Consider the following 22,032-nt stretch of genomic DNA (forward strand, 5'->3'; position numbering starts at 1 on the left):
CTACACTCTGGGTTAGTTTGTCCAGAAACTGGTAATGTATTATTACTAAGACTATAAAACATTGGAGAATGAGACTTTCAACACGAGACATTCCATAGACAAAAGTAAAAGAGGAGCATCTGCCCCTCTTAAATTATCCTTTTTCAATTTGATACTCATCAATGTATTCTTCAAAATCTAATACTTCAATTACTTCAGACCAATGTAGAACTGTACCAACAAAGTCTCTAATATCTAATCCTTTCATTTCATACGTATCTTCATTGTTTACAGTACCTGTTGCATCCTCAATCAATGTGACTCGATAACCCCTGTCATATGCTGCAATGGTTGTAAACATACAGCAAAACTCAGTGTTAAATCCGACAATGAACAGATGATCAACATTTAGTTTTTCTAGTAGACTATTTAACTCTGTTTTATAAAAAGAGCTCGGTGTTTCCTTTTCAATAACATATTCTGCATATCCCTCTAACGAAGGATGTAAGTTAAAACCATCTGAATCTTTATTTAATGGACTTCCTTCTACTTGATCAAAATGTTTCATGAAAATAACTGGTAAATTTTCTTTCTTAAAATCTTTAATTATCGTTTCTATTTTGTTTAGTTCTTCATTAAAATTGCCAAAGTTAACAATTCCATTTTGTACATCGATTACTAATAATGCTTTCATCATAATCCCCTTTTGTATTAAAATTTGCGAGAAAATTATTTAGTTATCATTGGAATCGTCCCTCTCCATCGAATATTATCTATACTATATAAAAAATTCAGTAAATAATCAATATATTGAAGGGAAAGCTTAGTATCTAGAGTATTACTAAAGCACTTTTTGAGTCATATTATAGGCTCTCTAGCACCACAAAAAAAGGCAAGCAAAAACTCCTTGCCTTTTATTGAAGGTGTTTTGGCACTTGTTTATCATGCCCTTTATTCACAACCTCCGTAAAAATTGTATCATTCACTTGTTGTTCCTCTAACTGTTTTTTAATGTCTTGAACTTGTTCGCTCAACTGCTGAATATTAATATTTGGATTGGATTGAATCATCGTTTGTTGGAGTAGATCAACAAGTTGTTTGAATTCTTTTTTTGTTACCGGTTGAGCTTCTGGTTTTAGAGTAAACCCTAGTTGACCATTTGGTTCTAATGTTGCATATTGAATATCTTTTAGATTTGTAACATTTTGTTGCCTAAGATTACCCTCTAATTGGTCAACCGTTAATCGCACCTTCTTCAAATTGGTTTCATTTATTTTTCCATTTTCAACGAGTACTTTTGAAGACCCAGAGATAAACTTTTCAAAAAAGTTTCCCTTAATTTGTGAGTATTCTATGACGATTAATGTCAATATTAAAACTGCACCCGCACCCACAGTTCTCCAAATGTTCTCTCCAGCAACTGGTTGAATTAATAAAGAGCCAATTCCAATCATAATTACGGTTTGTGGTAATGTCATTTGAGAAATAGACTTCCGTCCTGCCATTCGTAATAATATGGTACCTGCAACAACCACAACAATTGCCTTCCAGATAAAACTCCAATCCATAACATCTACTCCCTTTATCTGTTTCTGAGTATAGTTTTTCGACCTAAGTCGTTATTATGCATTGGTTCATTAATAGTTAGACACTTATCTTCTACAAATACCTGATGCCATACCATAAACATAAGAACTGTCCATAATTTCCTTGAATGATCTGCACGTAGATTGATATGTTGTGCTAATAAGCTTTTTACATATTCCTTATTAATAAATTCATCTACATTGCTCTCATCAATTAATGTTTTGGCCCACTCGTACAATTCATTTCGAAGCCAGTGTTTAATTGGTACTGGAAAACCAAGCTTTGGACGATGAATCACATGATCCGGAACTATCCCTTCTGCTGCTTTACGTAAAATATATTTTGTTGTCTTGTTATGATATTTGCAATCTATAGAGATATTTCTTGCCACTTGAAATACTTCTTTATCTAAGAATGGAGAACGTAATTCTAGTGAATGAGCATTTGTCATCTTATTCGCCTTGAGAAGAATATCTCCAGACAACCAAGTGTTTATATCAATATATTGCATCTGTTCAGATGGATGATAATCCTTAATTTGATTGAATAACTCCTTCGTAATATTCGTGTACGTATGCTGTAAATCATAGTTTTTAAGAAATAGTTGTTTTTCTTGTTCTTCAAATATTTTAGCATTACCGATATATCGGTTTTCTAAAGGAGTCGTTCCACGCTCTAAGAAACTTTTTCCTTTTATGCCTTCTGGGATGATTTTGGCAAGGCGATTAATGAAATCTAATAAAAGAGAAGGTATATAGTTAAAATACCTCAATGAGAGATATTCCCGGTATATGTTATACCCTCCAAATAATTCATCTGCCCCTTCTCCAGATAGCACTACATTCATATACTTACTAGCTTCCTTAGATGCAAAATAAAGAGGTATACAAGCTGGATCGGCTAAAGGATCTTCTAAATGCCAAATTATTCTTGGGAGACTTTCAACAAATTCCTCAGGAGTAACAATATAGGAATGATGATCAACACCAATACTTTCTGCAGTCTTTTCAGCTAATGGTATTTCAGAATAGCCTTCTATATCAAAACCTACCGAGATTGTTGTTAAATCTGGGACAAAGTCTTTTGCTATTGCAGTAATAAAACTTGAATCAATACCACCTGATAAGAATGCCCCTACTTTTACATCATTCATTATATGTTGTTTTACTGAATCAACTAAAACTTCTTGAATACGATTAACGATTAAATTTTGATTACTTTTAACGGGATTGAAAGTAGGATTAAAATATCGGATTTTTCTTAGAGGTTTATTAGTAGGTTTGATGAAGTAGTGACCAGGTTCTAATTGTTGAATTCCCTCAACAATATCTCTTGGTTGGGGAACATATTGGAATGAAAAGTACTGTTGTAGTGCTACTTTATTAACTGTATGACTATTTACCAATGTTAGTAGTTTCTTTTTTTCTGATGCAAATACTAGTGATTCTTCATTGTCTAATAGGTAAATTGGTTTAATTCCAAATGGATCTCGCACACCGTACGTTGTTTTGGTTTTTGAATCCCAAATTACAATTGTAAACATTCCTCTTAAGTCTAGAAAAGCGTCTAATCCCTGTTCAAGAAATAAAGAAGCGATTACCTCTGTATCAGATTTAGACCTAAAACAATAACCTCTATTCTTTAACTTTTTAATAAGAGACTCCTTGTTAAGAATATTACCGTTAAATATTAATAAATATCGGCCATGATCAAAAAGAATTATTTGGCTGTTGCTCTTTAAATCTGACTGGAACATTGCAGAATTAGTTTCATCTTGAACACTAAGCCCCTCCAGCATAGGTGGTCTTTTTTTATTCTCACTAAAGCCATAATCTAAAGTATTCTCTGAGCTCTCGTTTGGTAGTATTCCTACGTAACCAAACATAACCTACACCATTTACTTAACAATTTTAAGGTCATCTTAATTGCCCCCATTTATTTTTTTCTAATATTGACCTATTACATATTACTTATGAAGCATGCCCCCCATATGGTGACTTCTATTGAAAAAATAATTCTATATTAAAGAAGAGCTCCCTTTGGAAGGAAGCTCAACTAGCTTCAATTATTAGATATAACTTCAAAAGTTTCTAACATAGAGTTAAGACGAACACCATGCCCTTCGGCTGCCGTTAAAAAGTAAACTTGTTTAATTAAAAATAACTGGCCACTTCCCGTATCTTTTATATAGTACCTGTGGATAGGTGTATCTCCAGGGTTAGCATATTCCTCAGTATTACCAACTCCCTTAATTACCAGACTTTCTAGAGGATACATAACTTCCTCTTCTTGATTAATAGTTAAGCCACTGTCAGTAATTTCTGTTATAACTTCGTCTATTAACTCATCTTTGGAAATATCTGTATGTTGCATGATTTCCATAGATATTTCAGGAACATCAATATCTTCAAATTCCATTTTAGGAAGAATCAAATCACTGTTTTCTTGTTCAATAACTTTATAATACGATTCGTCTACATACAACACATATTCAAGCTGATAATTTTTATTCAAATGAACATCCCTTACCTCCTTATTTCCCTCCAATTCCACAATCTGTTTCTTTTCTTCAACAAAAATTTCTCTAATACTTTGCATCATTGCTAATCCTTGTTCATTTGAGCTAAACATAATGAATAACATAATCATTGCAGCTCCAGCGATGGATACAATTACCTGTTTTGTTCGCCGTCTCCGTTTTTTCTTTTTAACCGTGGGAAATAATTCCTTATCTATATTTTGCCAAGTACTCTCTTTTAGTTCAGTTATAGACTCTGTTTGGTCAATAAGGTGATTTTTAATTTTTTTATTCCATTCAGGCTTACTCATTGTTTGTACCCCCTAGAATTAATTTTAGTTGTTTACGACCTTTAAATAATCTAGATTTTATCGTATTTACATTTACTTCTAACATTTCTGCGATTTCTTTCACGGAAAATCCATTCAGATATTTTAATGTGATGACGAGGCGATGGATTTCGTCCAATTGCTCTATTCCCCATTCAATATCCTCTCGAATTGACATGTCACCTTCATTGGAAAAATAAAAGAGGTAATCTAAGACATGCTCAAATTCAACATTCATCTCTACTTGTGACATTTTCTTCAGGTAACGTTTTGATTCATTAATTAAAATCTGATAAAACCAAGGTTTGAATGGCTTACTTACATCAAAAGAATCAATATTCCTATAAACTCTGATAAAAGTTTCTTGGACAATGTCAGATGCATCACTTTGGTTTCTCGTTATTGCATATGCAGTGCGTAGAGCATAATTTGAATGAATCTCATATAGTTGTTTAAAGGCACGTTGATTTCCTTTTTTTATCTTTTTGATGAGTTTCTTATCCTGTGATGTCAATACTTTACCTCCTTTTCTTCATAATATATACCCTGTAAAATTCAATAAGGTTTTCACGAATTTATAGTATTTTAATCTAAAAATCGGCAAGGATATTTGCTATCTATTCTATATACCCATTACATATTAAATTGGTTTTCATTAAATGAAATTCTTTTAAGGTTATTTGGGATTTTTTGTGAAAGTCTATCTTTAACGAGTTCGTACTGAGGTATCAAAGTGTGGTATAAACAAGAAGGGACTCTCCCATTATCGGGGGGATTGATTTGAAGAATTTAATTTAAGAGTAAAAAAACTTCCCAATAGATTCGGGAAGTTTTCTAATTAACCTACATTTTTCTTTTTAATTTGTTTACTTCTTAACTGACCACATGCTGCATCAATATCTGCACCATTTTCCCAACGAACCCCACAGTTAATACCTTGGTTTTTTAATGTTTCGTAAAATGCTTGAATATCTTCTGTTGTGCTTCGTTGGTATTGGTTATGCTCTTCTACAGAATTATATGGAATTAAATTCACATAAGATAAGTGACGTTTATCTCGTAACAATTTCGCTAATTGCAACGCTTCTTCCTTATGGTCATTGACATCCCTTAGCATGATATATTCATACGTAATGCGTCGGTTGGATTGCTCTAAATAATAATCAACGGCTTTCATTAGCTTTTCAATAGGGAAGGCTTTGTTGATTTTCATAATGCTCGTTCTAAGTTCATTATTTGGCGCATGCAATGAGATTGCTAGGTTCACTTGTAGCCCAGTATCTGCAAACTCATAGATTTTATGTGCCAAACCACTTGTTGAAACTGTAATATGACGCTGGCCAATTTTTAGTCCTTTATCATCGTTCACAACATTAATGAAGTCAACGAGATTCGTGAAGTTATCAAACGGTTCACCAATTCCCATCACGACAATATGGCTAACACGCTCATCTTTTCCTTGCTGATCAAGATGCTTTTGTACCTTCATGATCTGCTCTACAATCTCACCACTATTTAAGTCACGGCTTTTTCGTAATAGACCACTAGCGCAGAATGTACAGCCAATATTACAACCTACCTGTGTTGTTACACAAACGGATAATCCATAAGGAAACCTCATTAATACGGTCTCAATTAAATTTCCATCGGCTAATTTAAACAAGAATTTAATTGTGCCGTCCTTTGATTCTTGTTTAATCTCTTCTTCTAACGTCTCAACAACAAAATGTTCTTCTAGAAGAGCGATTGTTTCTTTGTTAACATTTCTCATATCAGAAAATGAGTGAATTCGCTTTTTATATAACCAATCCCACACCTGGTCTGCCCGAAAGCGTTTTTGACCATTTTCTATAAGCCAGTCTGTCAATTGCTCATATGTTAATCCGTAAATGGATTTCTTCTCCATGTTTTACCCTCGTTTCAAATCGATATACTACCTATCTATACTACTGAAAAAAAGAAGCCAATGCAAATGGATATTTGTGGGGAAGGGATATGCAATCCTGTGTCGCCATGGACATTTGTTCCGTTATTTTGTAGAAAAAGGAGGTTGACGGAGGTTTTTGGACATCCATTCCGTTATAGGAATTATTATAGAGAATTTTATTGTGTTTTTTATCAAATAACTGATTACATGTCCGTGAAATTAAGAAAGTATCTTAAACTGGGAGAAATAACTGATTATATGTCCTGATAAGCAAAGACCCCAAATACATTATTCAAGCACTAAGTTGGAACTTTCCTTACAAAACACGTATCATTTCTTAATAAGTAAATGTTAGGAGTTGATGACATGATTACGAGTCATGCAAAGAAATTCAATCATATTCCGTTATCTGTATTAGACCTTGCTCCGATAAATGAAGGTAGTAATGCGAGTGAGTCATTCAATAACAGTGTGGATCTCGCTCAACATGTAGAAAACTGGGGCTTTAACCGTTACTGGCTAGCCGAACACCATAATATGCCAGGGATTGCAAGTTCTGCAACAAGTGTATTAATTGGACATATTGCAGGAAAAACGAAGCATATGAGAGTCGGTGCTGGAGGAGTTATGTTACCAAACCACGCGACGTTAGTAATTGCAGAGCAATTTGGTACACTTGAATCACTATATCCGGGACGTATTGACTTAGGATTGGGGCGTGCGCCTGGAAGTGATCAAGCAACTGCCTTCGCACTTAGAAGGACATTAAACATGAGTGTAGAAGATTTTCCTATGCAAGTGAACGAGCTTCAAGATTACTTCTCAGATGAACCTGTATCGAGAGTAAAGGCTGTTCCAGGTCAAGGATTAAACATTCCAATTTGGCTTTTAGGTTCAAGTGGATTCAGTGCACAACTAGCTGCACAAAAGGGGCTTCCATTTTCATTTGCTAGTCACTTCGCACCTGATCATTTATTCCATGCGCTCAGCTTATATCGAGATAATTTCCAAGCCTCTGAAGTACTTGAAAAACCTTATGTCATGCTTGGAGTAAATGTTATTGCTGCAGACACTACAGAAGAAGCAAAACGAATTGCTACTTCTCAGCAACAACAATTCTTAAGCTTACGAAGAGGAAACCCAACACAATTGAAGCCACCAGTCGATAATTTAGAGGAGCTATATTCCCCTCTTGAAATTGAAGCTGTAGGTAAAACACTGGATTCCAAATCCACACTTGTTGGGGATAAAGATACGGTGAGACAAGGGTTAGAAAGCTTTATAAAAGAAACTGGTGCAGATGAGTTAATAATTAGCTCACAAATTTATCATCATAAAGATCGCCTTCGTTCGTATGAGATTGTTTCAGAACTTATGAGTGAGTAAAAGGAAAAGCCGCGATTCAGCTATAATCGCGGCTTACTTATTTTCTTTTTTTAGCAACTGCTTAATTTCCTGTAATTCCTTCTGCACTTCTTCTAGCTTTATATCGGTAGGTGTAGGTGTCTCTTCTCTGTTTGCTTCTTCCACATTCCCCACAACAACACCAACGAATAGGTTAACAATGACAAATGATCCAACCAAAATGAACGTCACAAAATACCACCATGATGATGGTTCAAGTTCTAATATTGGTCGCATTACACCACTCGCCCAAGATTCTAATGTAATCACTTGGAATAGGGATAATAATGACTCATGTAATGTTCCAAAGTATTCCGGAGCAACGTCCTTGAACATCATCGTACCTATAACACCATAAATATAAAAGAACAGACCAAGTAATAGCATAATCGTCCCCATAGAAGGGATGGTTTTAATTAAGGCATTAACCATTTTACGCAATGATGGAATGATAGAAATTGCACGTAATACACGAAGTACCCTTAATATACGTAGTACTGTCACATAATGGCTTCCAACCAATAAATGTCCACTTGCAACAATGACAAAATCAAACACATTCCAAGGATCTTTAAAGAACGAACCCACAGACCTACTACCTATTAAACGAATGATAATTTCAATTGAAAAAATCCACAAAAGGACTGCATCTACAATAAAAAACCATTGATGAAAACGATCAGTAAAAAAAGAATAAGTCTCCAAACCTACTAAAATAGCATTAACTATAATTAATCCTATTATTATATTTGTAAATAGAGGATTTTCGGAGATTCGTGCACATTTTTGTCTAAAATTAGTCATTTATTACGCTTCCTCCTCCCTATATATTTTACTTATTAATTGGCCTTCTGTCATCTATATAAAACTTAATTCAAATAAAAAGAGCTAACCTAATGTTAGCCCTTGGAGTTATTAGCTCCCTTTTACTTTCTGCGCTATTTCTACCGTTCGTTTTGCTTGATATTTTACAGCTGCTTCTACATCCTCTACCATATTACCATCTTGTCCTTGGGTAACACTTGTACCATATGGGTTACCACCTGCACCAAACAATACTTGATCGGAATATCCTGGTGGAACGATGATTGCCCCCCAATGCATCATGGATGTGTAAAGAGATAAAACCGTGGCTTCCTGACCACCATGTGGGTTCTGTGCTGATGACATTGCACTTACCACTTTATTGACTGTTTTTCCAGATGCCCATAAGCCACCTTGTGAATCTATAAACTGCTTCATTTGTGATGCTACATTTCCAAAACGAGTTGGTACACTGAAAATAATCGCATCTGCCCATTCAATGTCATCAGAGGTTGCATCTGGAACATCTTTAGTTGCATCATAATGACTTTTCCATGCTTCATTGGATGCAATGGCTTCTTCAGGTGCTAACTCTGGAACTTTACGTACTTTAACTTCAGCACCTATTTCAGCTGCTCCCTGTTCAGCCCATTGTGCTAATTGATAATTGGTTCCGGTTGAACTGTAATAAATTACTGCTAAATTTACATTTGCCACTTGAACGACTCCTTCTCGAGAAAATATTTCCAGGAAAAAATCCCATGGTATGAGTTTCCCCGAGAAGAAGTGATTTATACTAAATTAAATCAGCTTCCTGTCTACATGTTCACTGCAATTTGAGTACCAATTACTGCATTGTTTTTTACCAAAGCAATATTAGCTTCTAAGCTTTTACCTTCTGTTAATTCTTTAACTTTTGCAAGCAAGAATGGAGTCGTATCTTTCCCTTTAATTCCATTTTCTTCTGCTTCTTTTAATGCCGATTCAATTGCATTTGTGATAACTTCCTCAGACATTGCATTTTCTTCTGGAATTGGATTAGCAATAACTGCGCCTCCCTGTAATCCTAGATCCCATTTAGCTCTTAGTGTAGATGCAACAGTCTCTACGTCATCTGCACGGAAGTTTACGTCAAACTCACTACTTCTTGTATAGAATGCTGGAAGAGTTTCCGTTTGATATCCAATCACCGGTACACCTTTCGTTTCTAAGTATTCCATTGTTAAACCTAAATCTAGAATTGATTTAGCACCAGCACATACAACTGCTACGTTCGTTTTCGCTAATTCCTCTAAGTCTGCTGATATATCCATTGTCGTTTCGGCACCACGGTGAACCCCACCAATACCACCAGTTACAAAGATTTTAATATCAGCTAACTCAGCACAAATCATCGTTGCTGCAACCGTTGTTGCTCCTTTTTGTTTCGTTGCAAGTAAATAAGGTAAATCGCGTCGTGATGCTTTCGCTACATGTTTACTATTACCGAAATCCTCTAATTCATCATCTGTTAAACCGATTTTTATCTTGCCATCAATAATTGCAATTGTAGCTGGTACTGCCCCATTATCTCGAACGATTTGCTCTACTTCACGTGCAGTTTGTACATTTTGTGGATATGGCATGCCATGTGAAATAATTGTAGATTCTAATGCCACAATTGGTTTTCCTGCCTCTTTTGCTTGTTGTACCTCTGATGATAATTCAATATAGTTTTTCATTTAAAATTCCTCCATATCATGTTTAAGTTGTTGTGACGTAAGGTTTTGTCGTACAGTAAAAGATGATTGCAATGTCTTCGCAGCATTAACAACCCCTGCTTTTGCAATTTGCTCAATGCTATTACTCGATAGCCAAGCATGAACAGCAGCTGCAGAAAAGGCATCTCCTGCTCCTGTAACATCAACTACTTCATCGACCTTCACGGCTGGAATGTGTACGACCCCTTCTTCTGAGTTGCCTATCATTACTCCTTTGTCTCCACTGGTAATAACAATATTCTTTACTCCGAGGTCCAGCCATTTTTCAGCTGCAGCTTTCCAATCCTGTTTATTCGTAATCGTTATATTAAAGTAACCTTCTGTTTCATCTTGATTGGTGATTAACCATGTTAATGCCCCTAAATTTTCCGGTAACCGTTTCATTTTAGGTGCAGAAACTGCAATAACTACTAGTGGGATCTTATTTCCTGTAGCAACCTGACTTAAATAAGATAAAGTCTCTGATGGGCAATTCAAATCAGCCAATATACATTTTGACTGTTTCAAAATCGGGACGTTCTCCTGAATAATCTCTGGAGACAATTGATCATATATATCCATATCTGCTAGTGCAATCTTCATATTCCCTTCTTCATCTAAAACAGCTGTATAAGAACCTGTAGATGATTCGGAAAGCTTTTCAACATGATCCATATTTACATAAGGTATAGATGCTTGTTCAATAAAATCCCATTCTGCATCTCTTCCACAGACCGTTAGCAAAGATACATTTTCTCCCATGCGTCCAAGATTTTCTGCAATATTACGGGCAACACCACCAGCACTTTGAGTAGAATTAACTGGATTTGATGTTCCAAGCTGCATGGCCTCTTTCAAATAGAATTTGCGATCGAGATTAGCTCCTCCAACACAAATTATTTGCTCTGGCTCATTTAAAATATATGCCTTGCCACGAATATACCCTTTTTTTACAAGGCCAGAAATTATGTTCGCAACGGATGGACGTGATAACTCTAATTCATCTGCTAATGCTTGCTGAGAAATAAACGGGTCCCTTTGAATAAGTTCTAGTACTCGTTTTTCTCTTTCATTTAATTCCACCCAAGCACCACCTTAAACTTTTGTTTTATTATTAAACTTATGTTTAAATCATAAACCTTTTTTTACTTCCCGTCAACAATTAATCATTTTAGTTTTACTTCAATACTAGTATTTGTATAATGAAGGAAAGCAATGTCCTTGGAGGGGATCTAGTGAAGCTTTCAGATATTAATGTAAAACTATTAGGTAGACAGGCTTCTATTCTTGATCATGAGCATTATAAAAAGTCTGCTGTGCTTCTACCTCTTGTTCAAAAAAATGGAGAAACACATGTATTATTCGAAGTACGATCAATGACTTTACGCAGTCAGCCAGGTGATATTTGTTTTCCTGGAGGAAGAAAAGACGAAGATGATCGTACCCCACTACATTGTGCCATTCGCGAGACAACGGAGGAACTCGGTGTCTCAAAAGCATCAATTGAAAACGTACACCCCTTGGACTATATTGTCTCTGATACAGGGAGAATCATTTATCCATTCGTTGGGACAATTACTACCCCAGAAAAAATACAACCTAATGAAGCAGAAGTAGGAGAAGTATTTACGGTTCCATTATCTTATCTTCTTAATAATCCTCCTGAAACATACAAAGTTAAATTACAAGTCATTCCAGAAGAAGATTTTCCATTTGATCGAATCGTAGGTGGGGAAAATTACAATTGGCAAGTAAGGCACATAAATGAACTATTCTATCAATACGATGGAAAGGTGATTTGGGGATTAACGGCTAAGATTTTACGTCACTTTTTAGACCTTATGAAGGAATAAAAATTGGAGTAGTGGATTCAGTCCCACTACTCCTCTTAAAATGATTCGTTCGTAATTTTTAGTAAAGATTGTAGCATTGAGACCCTCTCTTATTACCTATCTCCTATCGTCATTAACCACTCTTTTACTTTCTTTTTCGGATAATATACGTTTCCATCTATCGTAATATGTGGAATGTCTGGATACTCTTCAATGATTTTCTTAGCATCCTCCTTCGATACTCCAATAACCCAATATAACTCATTTTGCTTAATTAGCTTATACTCTTCTTCTTCATCATCAAAGGCATCCGATAGTTTTGCTGAAGGATTCTTAAAGTTCTTTAACCCATCGCCAATAAAAAATCCGAAAGCAGCTAATCCTAGTCCTAAATATAATAACCCTAAATCCATTGATGTTCTCCTCCTCTTATTCCCAAGATTATGTAAATTCTCTACTTTTTAGTTTATCATAAAAAGATTTTGACTGCTCACAGATAGACGTCTCTAAAATGATCAAAAAAAGAAGCTGCCCTTCATTGGGACAGCCTCTAATTAACATTACGCTTTATTAATAGATATAATATTTTGCTCATTTAGGGTTATTTCTCCATCTTTAAGAAGGACTATTTCTTCATCTTCTTGAAGATTCGTAAACACTATTGGAGTAATTATAGACGGAACATTAGTTTTAATATAATCCAAATCGACCGTCATCAGTTTTTGACCAGCTTTAATTTTATCCCCTTCTTGAACAAATACCTCAAAGCCTTCTCCTTGCAACTTCACTGTATCAATACCAAAGTGAATGAGAATTTCTCGGCCTGAGTCAGATTGAATACCAATCGCATGCTTCGTAGGGAATACATTAACAATTTCACCGTCGACAGGAGAGACAATCATATTATCAGTCGGCTCGATCGCAAAACCGTCCCCCATCATTTTTCCAGAAAATACTTGGTCAGGCACTTCCGTTATTGGTAGTAATCTCCCTTTAATAGGGCCTGTTATATTTGTTTCTCCTTTTTCATCCACTGTGATTTCTTTTTGTATTTTTTCTTTTGTGACTCTTGGTGTTTTTCCACTAATAATATCAGCAATTTGCCCTTTAATTGTATCCGATTTAGGACCAAATATAGCTTGGATATTATTTCCGACTTCCATAACACCTGAAGCACCAAGCCTCTTCAATCTATCTTTATCTACGTTATTCTTATCATTAACAGACACACGAAGACGAGTAATACAAGCATCTAAGTGAGCAATGTTTTCCTTACCACCTAGACTTTCTAGTACATCGTACGGAAGGTCTCCTGCTTCTTGTACTTCTCCCTCTTCTTCCCCTGTATCTTCTTCACGTCCAGGTGTTGCTAAATTCCATTTACGAATGGCAAATCGGAATCCGAAGTAGTAAAGAAAGGCAAACCCAATACCTACTGGAATAACCATCCACGCATTAGTAGATAATCCCCAATATAATACATAATCAATAAATCCACCAGAGAATGTGAATCCAGCTTTTACATTTAATAAGTCCATTACAACAAATGATAATCCAGCAAATACTGCATGGATTAAAAATAATACTGGTGCAACAAATAGAAATGCAAATTCAATTGGTTCTGTAATCCCTGTTAAAAAGGATGTCAATGCAGCAGATGCCATAATACCTGCTACTTTTTTCTTGTTTTCCGGCTTTGCTTCATGATAAATTGCTAGTGCTGCAGCTGGTAATCCAAACAACATGAATGGAAATAACCCCGTCATAAACGTTCCCGCGGTAGGGTCTCCTGCAAAGTAACGAGTCATATCACCTTTTACAACATTTCCAGCATCATTAACGAAGGATCCGAATTCATACCAGAATGGCTGGTAGAAAATGTGATGTAATCCGAATGGAATTAGCGCACGTTGTCCAAACCCAAAAATAAACGCTGCTACAGTAGAGCCTGTTTCAGTTGCTAATACCGAGAACCAGTCAATAACATCTTGAATTGGTGGCCATACATAGAAGAACAGCATTCCTAATATAACTGCTGTTGCAGCTGTAATAATTGGTACAAAACGTTTTCCTGCAAAGAACCCTAAAAACTGTGGTAGTTGTATTTGATAAAACTTTTTATATAAATAGGCAGCCACAATCCCCATTAAGATACCACCAAAAACACCCATTTGTAGAGTGGATATACCCAGCATCTCAATGGTTTCAACACCTTTAGATTCTGCCATTATTCCTAACGTGACATTCATAACTAAAAACCCAATTACAGCTGCTAAACCAGCCACTCCATCTCCATCAGCTAAACCAATCGCTACACCAATCGCAAATAGTAGTGGTAGATTATCAAATATAATTCCACCGGCTTGTGCCATAATTGGAATATCTAGTACATTTTCATGCCCTATCCCTAATAATAAACCTGCAGCTGGTAAAACAGATACAGGTAACATTAGCGCTTTACCTACTCGTTGTAGTAAACCGAACGCTTCTTTAAACATGCTTTAACCTCCTAGTGTTATTAAATTATAAGCAGTTAAGGTAATGCATGCATCTGAAATCCTTTATTAAAACGCAAAAAAGCATGAGCAAAGACGAATGCGAAACCAAGAGAGTATACTCCTCCCTTGATGACGCTATTCTGCTTAGCTCATGCCTGAATTTAATCAGTTACACGCATAGAATGAATAAACGGTATGATATTATTCAATTTAGTAGTCGCTGAAGATGGATGGTTAAGTAAATAACCTCTGCATCAACAACTGGCTTTTTTAGAGTTTGTTGCATAACCTTAACGATTTTCCAAGCAAGATTATAGCACATTGGGTATTCCATTTTCAATACTTTTCCTAAACTTGTTTGTTCTTTATTAGCTACCCCTGAACTTACACGATCAATGGCAAACCGAATATGTTGAACGAGTCTAAAGTAATTAATACTGTCTCTCTTTAAGGTAATATCTAATCCATCTTCAATCATTTGAATAAGTTGAAAAACAAGGGTTGAATTTTTATTGATATCACTTAAATTTCTATCAGTTACTGAACTGTGAATATGGATAGCAATTAATCCTATTTCGCCATCAGGAAGTTGAACCCCACTAAATTCCTTAATCATAGAAACAATGGTCTTCGCTACCATATATTCCTTATGATACAGGACTTCTGTTTCTACCAAAAATGGATTTTTAATATTAATTCCTTCTTTTGCTCTTTTAATTGCAAAAGCAATATGATCCGTTAAGCCAATATGAATATGTTCATTAACAATTTGACCCATTTCCTTTTCAATATGGCTCAAAACATCATGCATAAATTGAATAAAGTCTTCATCTAGTTGTGGTAATAATTGTTTATATTTATCTTGTTCAGTTGGATCTTCTAATCGAAAGACTTTCTCAGCTGTATCAGCACTTATTTCTTGTCCTTCCTTTTTTGAAAAACCAATACCTTTACCAATTAATAACACTTCTTTTTCGGAGGATTGTTCGGCAATCACAACATTATTATTTAATACCTTTTTGACTTGCATGTTATCACCTTGTCCTCCTTTTCTTAAGATGTTCTTATTTCCATTGCATCTCTACTGGTAAAACTTCATTTATATTCGTAATAAACTTCTCTTTTTCCTTCTCTTTCATCCATAAGTGTATGGAACCATAATCATCACTGGTTCGAATCAATCTTCCAATTCCTTGTCTCAATCTAAGCAGCATATAAGGTAGATCAACATCGACTAATGGATCAACAGCGTGTTTATGTTTAGCCTGAAAGACTGGGTCTTTAGGTGGAAAAGGCAGTGAAGAAATAATAACCTGTGTAAGTGCCTCACCCGGTATGTCTAATCCTTCCCATAAATGATACGCACATAAAACAGAATTTACATCTTTTTGAAAATCACTAACAATATCACTTATTTCACGATCACCTTCAAAATGGAGTTGGAACATAAGATTTTTTTCAGTGACAGAGGTACGAAATTGCTCCATTTCCTCACGATCTGAAAATAATATTAATGATTTGCCTTTATTTTGAGTTAATTGATTTTCAATTTTCTCCCATTTATCATTCGATTCCAAATGACCCCGTATTGTCATCTTCTCATTATAATCAAAAGGAGAAGAAACCGTAAATGAATCAAAGTCTTCTATACCAAGACTTGATGCTAAATAAGAAAAATCATCATTTTGAGAAAGAGTTGCTGAAGAAAATACAAAAGGAATATCCTTTGAGAATACTTCCTTGTTTAAAACATCTTCTACCAATCGTGGCATCAACACAAGGGAAGTTGTGTTTTCATTCTCTTCCAACCAAAAAATTCCTTCATCACTTTTTAAGAAAATTGACAGTCCATGGAAGAAAAACTCTAGATATTCTTCAATGATTTTAATATGGTAGTCATCGATCGTAAACATTTCTGAATCGAATACGAGTTGATCAAGCAATCGTTCTACCTTTTCATATAAATCTCTTGCAATTAGAAGTAAATCTTTTGATACAGAAACTTGCTGTCGATTAGAGCCCTTCACAGATGAAGAAGACTGTTGTAGCATTTGAAACCATTCATCATGAAGCGTAAGGATATCTTCTATAAGATAAAGTGTTTCCTCCGTAACATCCTGTCCCATATATCCAGTTAACACATTTTCTAACGTTTCTGCATTGAATCGGTATGTTAGTCCCTTTTGCGCAGAAAACTCTAGAAGATGCCCTTCATCAAAGACGACACAACTGGCTTCTGGGAGTAATGCCATTTGTCCTTCACGTTTTCTTGAGTCCTTCGTCCATACATGCTCCATATAGAAATCATGGGAACAGATGATTAAATCTGTTGCATGACGGTAATAATCACGGTTCAGGGTCTGTCCACTTCGGTGTCGCCAATCACATGTGGAACATTGTTGTAGTGGATCCCATGCAATTTTTTCCCACGTTTCATCCGGCACCCAAGGGTACTCCTTCCGATCTCCATAGCGCTCGAATTTTTTCTTTGCTGCACTTGTATCAAATACGAAATCAGGAATTTCATCATGAACTCGAAAGATATTCTCATCCTCTGTATGTTCAATTAAAGCATCTAGTTTTCTAACGCAGACATAATTTTCTCGTGCTTTCGCTAAACGAACATCAATGTTAAGACCTAGAGCTTCTTCTAGCTTCTCAATATCTCCACCTTTTTTTACAAGTTGCTCAATAAGCGTTTCATCTGCACAAGAGATAATTGCTGGTTTACCTTTATATCGCGCATAGCAAATGGCATAAAGTAAATACACAAATGTTTTACCTGTACCAACTCCAGCTTCAGCAAAAATCGTTGAACGGTTTTTGAAAGCCTGTTCAAGTTGAAATGCCATATATATTTGTTCATCACGTAATTCATAGCCTTTTTCAGGCAAAATATCGTAAAAAACATCTCCAACGTAATCACCGAGCCGATCGAAGAAGTTTTCAGTTTTTGAAACGGTAAATGGTAATGCATTAGCTTTCGTCATGGTAAACTCCTCTTCATATTATTCCTAAAGAGTCATTATACGTGATTAGAAGGTTCACGTCACTCGAGATGCAATTGTTCCGTAAATTGTTTATTTATCATTTAGACATTGTTTGAAGCCACATTGGATCGAAATTGCCCTTCTTTTTGTAAGTTTTTCTTAAGAAAGTCTATCAAATACTTTAGATCATAATCTTCTAACCACTTACATTGAATATCAACTTCTCTTCCATCAAGTAATCGAACGATGATTAATTCTACATCATGAACGTGAGTATGTAAGCAAAAATTAATATCCTGATAACAAACTTCTTTTTTGGGCAAAATTGTCGTCCGATAGATATACATTCTTTCATCTTCTAGATTTATATAAACCTTTTCTGATAATCTCAAACTATGCAGTCCATGAATGACACCAATCATGACAGAAATCAAACCAACAACGAGTATGATAGAATCGACATGATTAAACTTATACGCCGGGACAACAATTCCTAAAAAAGCAATAAATGATGTAGTAAAGGAATATATTGCGTTATTAACCCATTTACTATTCTGTGAAAATTTTAGTTGCATACTTACACCCTTTTTATATGTTTTAAAGTACCTTACGAATATTCAACAAAGAAGTTTCAATATAATTTGGAAACCAAAAAAGCTGACTTTCCTCCCCCCTTTGGAAAATCAGCTTTTTCTTTATATATAGAACCCCTATTTAATATGATACTTTCTCTTTAAAGATGTCTTAGTTACTACTCTATTTAACTTCTACTGTTTGTTTCATCGTTCCGTTTTCTGCAAAATTGGTATGCCAAGAAAGTGCTTTTTCTAGCACATGTGGAGTCTGCCCACCCCGTTCAACTGCTTCTTGGTAATAATCCCAAAGTTGCTTCTTGTACATTGGATGTGCACAGTTTTCAATAATCATTGGAACTCTTTCTCTTGGTGCTAATCCACGTAAGTCAGCGTATCCTTGTTCTGTTACAACTACATCGACATCATGTTCCGTATGATCTACATGTGAAACCATCGGTACGATACTAGAGATGTCGCCACCTTTGGCAACCGATTTTGTAACAAAGATTGCTAGACGAGCATTACGTGCAAAATCACCTGATCCACCAATACCATTCATCATTTTAGTTCCTGAAACGTGAGTAGAGTTTACATTTCCATAAATATCAAACTCTAATGCCGTGTTAATAGAGATTAATCCGAGCCTGCGAATGATTTCTGGATGATTTGAGATCTCCTGTGGTCGCATAATTAATTTATCACGGTACTTCTCAAAGTTTCCAAATACTTGCTTCATTTTTTCTTCCGATAAAGTAATTGAACAGCATGATGCAAAATCAACTTTACCAGCATCAATTAAATCGAAAACAGCATCTTGTAATACTTCTGAATAAACTTCTAAGTTCTCAAACTCAGACTCTACCATTCCATGAAGGACTGCATTCGCCACAGAACCAATACCAGATTGTAATGGTGCTAATGTTTCTGTCAACCTACCTTCTTTGATCTCATTACGTAAGAAATCAAGTAGATGATTTGCCATAATTTGTGTTTCCTCATCAGGTGGAACGATTGTTGATGGTGAATCCTGTTGGTTTGTAAAAACGATCCCTACTATTTTTTCAGGATCAACCTGGATTCCAATCTTACCAATTCGATCACGAGCTTTTGTTAAAGGAATTGGATCCCGTTCCCCTTGTTTTCCAGGGCTGTATAAATCGTGTAACCCTTCTAAGTCTGGTTGTGCTGTATTGATTTCAACGATAATATTCTTAGCATTCTCAGCAAATGCTAGGTTATTACCTGTTGATGTTGTAGGAATAATCATTCCATCTTCCGTAATAGAAATCGCTTCCAATATCGCGTAATCTACAGTCTCAATTACATCTGCCCTAAGTAATTCAGCAACATGTGATAAATGATGATCAACAAACAAATGCTCCCCAGCATTTATTTTCTTTCTCATCGTAGGATCTGCTTGGAATGGTAGTCGTTTGTTTACAATACCAACCTCAGCAAACATTTTATCTACATCTGACCCGAGTGATGCCCCAGTAAATACATTCACTTTAAATTGTTCTCCAGCTTTTGCTCTATCAACCAAAGCTAATGGAACCGCTTTCACATCTCCCGCTCGTGTAAACCCACTTAACCCCAATGTCATTCCGTCTTGTATCCATCCAGCAGCTTCTTCTGCTGTTACAACACGGTCATGTAAACGAGGGTTCTTAATTCGATTAAGATTTTCCATGCCCCATCCCTCTTTCTTAACTTTTAGAATCATTTTAACTTACGAAGAGTTAAGATTGGGGAATGTAGTCTAAATAAGTGTTTTGTTGATTAAAACAGAAAAACAAATACATAAACCAGCATTTTTTCGTCAAAACCCTAGCAATTTACGGAAATAACTGGAATATTTCTGACTGACAGGGACCTGTTCACCGTTATTCATCTTTAATAGAAATGTAGAATGAGTATCCGGATAGATCTCTTCTATATGATGAACGTTAACAATAAAAGAGCGATGGCAACGAATAAACATTTCTTTAGGAAGGGTGTATTCAAATTCTTGTAATGTATTTTTATGGGTTGCTATCTGGTAATTGGAATAGACATAGGTTTTTCTATCTTTCACCTCTAAATATTTTACGTTTTGAAAAGGAATTGGCCTCCAACCATCCGAAGTCTTAACCGTTACAACCGATTTCCCATCCGTATATGCAGGGTAGATAGCAAGGATACTTCCTTCTAACTTACCTTCTTGATGAAGTGGGACGGCCATCCCATGATAAGGGATACCAAATAAATTGCGATCAATAAATTCAGATACCTTTTGTTCTGACTGGATTGCCATATAGGCAATTGTTCCTTCTTTAAGAGGATCCCCAGGTTTTATTTTCAAATCAATTCGTTTACTTGGTCGATAATAGACATACTCCTTCTTATTGGAAATAGCAATGGATACTTCATCAGAGAATAGTTCACCCATTACATCTAATAAACTCGTGATCGTTAGCTTCTTCATTTATTCTCAACTCCTTGTCCTTAACGTTAGCGTGGCCATATTGACAGTGTTGTAAAAGAGGACAGGTCTCACACAAAGGCTTTGTTTTACAATAAACTTTTGCATGTTCCACTAATAAGGCATGATATTCCCTCTACCTTATTTTCAACCCTAGCCATTCCTTACCTTTGTATCATTTAGCATCTTTCCTATGGCTTCTGCCACACCATTTTCATCATTTGTCTTAGTTGTATACTCGCAAATTGCTTTCACTGCATCAATTGCATTTCCCATTGCAACAGGCCTTCCTACTAAGCGAAGCATACTTACATCGTTTAAATTATCACCAATTGCCATGACATCAGCCATATCAATACCTAATTGTTCAGCAAAATGTTTCAATGCTATACCTTTTTCGGCATTAATATGATTAAACTCTAGATTTGAACCACTTGAAGAACTGATAGCAAGGTTTTGTTCATTTTTTAGTTCGTTATATAAGTTTGATAGCTTATCTTTGTTTCCTGAATAAGTAAGTAACTTATAAATCGTTTGCTGAAGGATTTCCTCTATGTTATCTATAAATTGAACATGTTCTTTGATCATAAATTGCTCAGCGCCTAAAATCGCCTTTTCTTTCGATATATTTGGCATTGATTCTAAAAATGTATCAGCTAACTCCTTAATAAAGCGCTCTTTTTCCGTTGAAAAGACACCTGTTTCTGTAAAATAGACCAGGTGAATATTGTCCTTCATACTGCGCTGTCTAACAGTTTGAATCATTTCTGGGTCTAGTGCAGCACTCCGGATTAAGTCTCCTTCAGCTGTATACGTATTGGCTCCATTTAAGCATATAATTGGGCAGGTAACTCCCACTTCTTTTAGTAAGGTTGACGCTGATTCATATGGTCTTCCTGTTACAGCAACAAACTTTATCCCCTGTTCCAGAGCCTCTTTAATTTTCATTGCGTTTTCTTCACTAACTTCTGTATTCTTATTTAACAACGTACCATCTAAATCAGATGCAATAAGTTTCATAATTCCCTCCTATTTTTCTATCAGTTCCAGCTTAAATGTCCCTACTGAATCTTTCTCATACAAATTTGTAACAGAAGTTGAATAATTAGATATGTTTGCATTACATTTTATTCCTCTTGTTGGTACTTCAACCGTAAAATCATTTTTATATAAAAGAGTCGTTACTTCATGGTAATCCTCATGCTTCACCTTAAATTGAAGTTCTAGGATTAACTGATTTGTTTCGGGAGCTTTTCTTTCATTTAAGCTTTCCGTTTCAATGGTATAGCCATTAATTATTACTTGTTCACTCATCAAACCTCTCCTTCATAATCTAAGTCCATTTTACAACTTTATTTGGTAGGAAGACAGTTTGAGACCTATTAAAAA

At 35.5% G+C, this 22,032-nt stretch carries 21 protein-coding genes; 2 read left to right on the forward strand and 19 right to left on the reverse strand.

Annotated features, from left to right (window positions below; genetic code table 11):
- Positions 1–133: 133 nt before the first annotated feature.
- From BUB12_RS07140 to rlmN, 6 genes are all read right to left on the reverse strand, one after another.
- Entirely contained in the window at positions 134–673 is a 540-nt protein-coding gene (locus tag BUB12_RS07140) for an isochorismatase family protein (RefSeq protein ID WP_072889507.1), read from the reverse strand.
- A gap of 220 nt (positions 674–893) precedes the next feature.
- Positions 894–1,547 carry a DUF421 domain-containing protein gene (locus BUB12_RS07145; protein WP_072889511.1) on the reverse strand — a complete coding sequence of 218 codons (654 nt, stop codon included), beginning with the start codon at positions 1,545–1,547 and terminating at the stop codon, positions 894–896.
- 14 nt (positions 1,548–1,561) lie between these two features.
- Positions 1,562–3,451: an asparagine synthase (glutamine-hydrolyzing) gene (asnB, locus tag BUB12_RS07150; RefSeq protein ID WP_072889513.1), complete on the reverse strand. Its 1,890-nt coding sequence runs from the start codon at positions 3,449–3,451 to the stop codon at positions 1,562–1,564.
- A gap of 176 nt (positions 3,452–3,627) precedes the next feature.
- Positions 3,628–4,395 carry a hypothetical protein gene (locus tag BUB12_RS07155; RefSeq protein WP_072889515.1) on the reverse strand — a complete coding sequence of 256 codons (768 nt, stop codon included), beginning with the start codon at positions 4,393–4,395 and terminating at the stop codon, positions 3,628–3,630.
- The gene (locus tag BUB12_RS07160) at positions 4,388–4,927 is read right to left on the reverse strand and encodes an RNA polymerase sigma factor (RefSeq protein ID WP_072889517.1); all 540 of its coding nucleotides are present in this window, start codon (positions 4,925–4,927) and stop codon (positions 4,388–4,390) included. Before BUB12_RS07160 ends, BUB12_RS07155 begins: the two co-directional genes overlap by 8 nt.
- A 324-nt stretch (positions 4,928–5,251) precedes the next feature.
- The gene (gene rlmN / locus BUB12_RS07165; protein ID WP_072889519.1) at positions 5,252–6,319 is read right to left on the reverse strand and encodes a dual-specificity RNA methyltransferase RlmN; all 1,068 of its coding nucleotides are present in this window, start codon (positions 6,317–6,319) and stop codon (positions 5,252–5,254) included.
- 387 nt (positions 6,320–6,706) lie between these two features.
- On the opposite strand from rlmN, the gene BUB12_RS07170 reads away from it, so the two are divergent.
- Positions 6,707–7,726, forward strand: a complete 1,020-nt coding sequence (locus BUB12_RS07170) for an LLM class flavin-dependent oxidoreductase (RefSeq protein WP_072889521.1) — start codon at positions 6,707–6,709, stop codon at positions 7,724–7,726.
- A gap of 33 nt (positions 7,727–7,759) precedes the next feature.
- Here BUB12_RS07170 and BUB12_RS07175 read toward each other — a convergent pair whose 3' ends face one another.
- From BUB12_RS07175 to BUB12_RS07190, 4 genes are all read right to left on the reverse strand, one after another.
- Positions 7,760–8,548 (reverse strand): ion transporter, encoded by a 789-nt coding sequence (locus tag BUB12_RS07175; protein WP_072889523.1) that lies wholly within the window; start codon positions 8,546–8,548, stop codon positions 7,760–7,762.
- Positions 8,549–8,659: 111 nt separating this feature from the next.
- Positions 8,660–9,265 (reverse strand): NAD(P)H:quinone oxidoreductase, encoded by a 606-nt coding sequence (gene wrbA, locus BUB12_RS07180; RefSeq protein ID WP_072889525.1) that lies wholly within the window; start codon positions 9,263–9,265, stop codon positions 8,660–8,662.
- Between the two features lie 101 nt (positions 9,266–9,366).
- On the reverse strand, positions 9,367–10,269 hold the full coding sequence (locus BUB12_RS07185; RefSeq protein WP_072889527.1) for a pseudouridine-5'-phosphate glycosidase: 903 nt from the start codon (positions 10,267–10,269) through the stop codon (positions 9,367–9,369).
- On the reverse strand, positions 10,270–11,370 hold the full coding sequence (locus BUB12_RS07190) for a PfkB family carbohydrate kinase (RefSeq protein ID WP_072889529.1): 1,101 nt from the start codon (positions 11,368–11,370) through the stop codon (positions 10,270–10,272).
- Between the two features lie 152 nt (positions 11,371–11,522).
- Between BUB12_RS07190 and BUB12_RS07195 the strand changes: the two genes are divergently transcribed.
- Positions 11,523–12,140: an NUDIX hydrolase gene (locus BUB12_RS07195; RefSeq protein ID WP_072889531.1), complete on the forward strand. Its 618-nt coding sequence runs from the start codon at positions 11,523–11,525 to the stop codon at positions 12,138–12,140.
- A 92-nt stretch (positions 12,141–12,232) separates the two neighbouring features.
- Here the strand turns inward: BUB12_RS07195 and BUB12_RS07200 are convergent, their stop codons facing one another.
- The 9 genes from BUB12_RS07200 to BUB12_RS07240 form a co-directional block, all read right to left on the reverse strand.
- Entirely contained in the window at positions 12,233–12,532 is a 300-nt protein-coding gene (locus tag BUB12_RS07200) for a DNA-binding protein (RefSeq protein WP_072889533.1), read from the reverse strand.
- Between the two features lie 147 nt (positions 12,533–12,679).
- Entirely contained in the window at positions 12,680–14,617 is a 1,938-nt protein-coding gene (gene ptsG / locus BUB12_RS07205; protein WP_072889535.1) for a glucose-specific PTS transporter subunit IIBC, read from the reverse strand.
- A 205-nt stretch (positions 14,618–14,822) separates the two neighbouring features.
- Entirely contained in the window at positions 14,823–15,647 is an 825-nt protein-coding gene (glcT, locus tag BUB12_RS07210; RefSeq protein ID WP_072889537.1) for a glucose PTS transporter transcription antiterminator GlcT, read from the reverse strand.
- Between the two features lie 34 nt (positions 15,648–15,681).
- On the reverse strand, positions 15,682–17,607 hold the full coding sequence (locus BUB12_RS07215; protein ID WP_072889539.1) for an ATP-dependent DNA helicase: 1,926 nt from the start codon (positions 17,605–17,607) through the stop codon (positions 15,682–15,684).
- A 101-nt stretch (positions 17,608–17,708) separates the two neighbouring features.
- On the reverse strand, positions 17,709–18,182 hold the full coding sequence (locus BUB12_RS07220) for a hypothetical protein (protein WP_072889541.1): 474 nt from the start codon (positions 18,180–18,182) through the stop codon (positions 17,709–17,711).
- A gap of 181 nt (positions 18,183–18,363) precedes the next feature.
- Positions 18,364–19,872, reverse strand: a complete 1,509-nt coding sequence (locus tag BUB12_RS07225; protein WP_072889542.1) for an acetyl-CoA hydrolase/transferase family protein — start codon at positions 19,870–19,872, stop codon at positions 18,364–18,366.
- A gap of 129 nt (positions 19,873–20,001) precedes the next feature.
- A complete protein-coding gene (locus BUB12_RS07230) occupies positions 20,002–20,646 on the reverse strand; it encodes a LytTR family DNA-binding domain-containing protein (protein WP_072889544.1) in 645 nt (214 codons plus the stop codon).
- A 150-nt stretch (positions 20,647–20,796) separates the two neighbouring features.
- Positions 20,797–21,663 carry a Cof-type HAD-IIB family hydrolase gene (locus tag BUB12_RS07235; protein WP_072889546.1) on the reverse strand — a complete coding sequence of 289 codons (867 nt, stop codon included), beginning with the start codon at positions 21,661–21,663 and terminating at the stop codon, positions 20,797–20,799.
- Positions 21,664–21,672: 9 nt separating this feature from the next.
- The gene (locus tag BUB12_RS07240; RefSeq protein ID WP_072889548.1) at positions 21,673–21,957 is read right to left on the reverse strand and encodes a DUF3219 family protein; all 285 of its coding nucleotides are present in this window, start codon (positions 21,955–21,957) and stop codon (positions 21,673–21,675) included.
- Between the last annotated feature and the right edge of the window lie 75 nt (positions 21,958–22,032).

Origin of the sequence: Ornithinibacillus halophilus (assembly GCF_900129485.1) — a bacterium.
In the GTDB taxonomy this organism is placed as follows: domain Bacteria; phylum Bacillota; class Bacilli; order Bacillales; family Amphibacillaceae; genus Ornithinibacillus; species Ornithinibacillus halophilus.

What these genes read in the sequence shown, in the direction of transcription:
- BUB12_RS07140 (WP_072889507.1), bottom strand. Translation starts at nt 673, where the DNA reads ATGAAAGCATTATTAGTAATCGATGTACAAAATGGAATTGTTAACTTT.
- BUB12_RS07145 (WP_072889511.1), bottom strand. Translation starts at nt 1,547, where the DNA reads ATGGATTGGAGTTTTATCTGGAAGGCAATTGTTGTGGTTGTTGCAGGT.
- asnB (WP_072889513.1), bottom strand. Translation starts at nt 3,451, where the DNA reads ATGTTTGGTTACGTAGGAATACTACCAAACGAGAGCTCAGAGAATACT.
- BUB12_RS07155 (WP_072889515.1), bottom strand. Translation starts at nt 4,395, where the DNA reads ATGAGTAAGCCTGAATGGAATAAAAAAATTAAAAATCACCTTATTGAC.
- rlmN (WP_072889519.1), bottom strand. Translation starts at nt 6,319, where the DNA reads ATGGAGAAGAAATCCATTTACGGATTAACATATGAGCAATTGACAGAC.
- BUB12_RS07170 (WP_072889521.1), top strand. Translation starts at nt 6,707, where the DNA reads ATGATTACGAGTCATGCAAAGAAATTCAATCATATTCCGTTATCTGTA.
- BUB12_RS07175 (WP_072889523.1), bottom strand. Translation starts at nt 8,548, where the DNA reads ATGACTAATTTTAGACAAAAATGTGCACGAATCTCCGAAAATCCTCTA.
- BUB12_RS07185 (WP_072889527.1), bottom strand. Translation starts at nt 10,269, where the DNA reads ATGAAAAACTATATTGAATTATCATCAGAGGTACAACAAGCAAAAGAG.
- BUB12_RS07200 (WP_072889533.1), bottom strand. Translation starts at nt 12,532, where the DNA reads ATGGATTTAGGGTTATTATATTTAGGACTAGGATTAGCTGCTTTCGGA.
- ptsG (WP_072889535.1), bottom strand. Translation starts at nt 14,617, where the DNA reads ATGTTTAAAGAAGCGTTCGGTTTACTACAACGAGTAGGTAAAGCGCTA.
- glcT (WP_072889537.1), bottom strand. Translation starts at nt 15,647, where the DNA reads ATGCAAGTCAAAAAGGTATTAAATAATAATGTTGTGATTGCCGAACAA.
- BUB12_RS07215 (WP_072889539.1), bottom strand. Translation starts at nt 17,607, where the DNA reads ATGACGAAAGCTAATGCATTACCATTTACCGTTTCAAAAACTGAAAAC.
- BUB12_RS07220 (WP_072889541.1), bottom strand. Translation starts at nt 18,182, where the DNA reads ATGCAACTAAAATTTTCACAGAATAGTAAATGGGTTAATAACGCAATA.
- BUB12_RS07225 (WP_072889542.1), bottom strand. Translation starts at nt 19,872, where the DNA reads ATGGAAAATCTTAATCGAATTAAGAACCCTCGTTTACATGACCGTGTT.
- BUB12_RS07230 (WP_072889544.1), bottom strand. Translation starts at nt 20,646, where the DNA reads ATGAAGAAGCTAACGATCACGAGTTTATTAGATGTAATGGGTGAACTA.
- BUB12_RS07235 (WP_072889546.1), bottom strand. Translation starts at nt 21,663, where the DNA reads ATGAAACTTATTGCATCTGATTTAGATGGTACGTTGTTAAATAAGAAT.
- BUB12_RS07240 (WP_072889548.1), bottom strand. Translation starts at nt 21,957, where the DNA reads ATGAGTGAACAAGTAATAATTAATGGCTATACCATTGAAACGGAAAGC.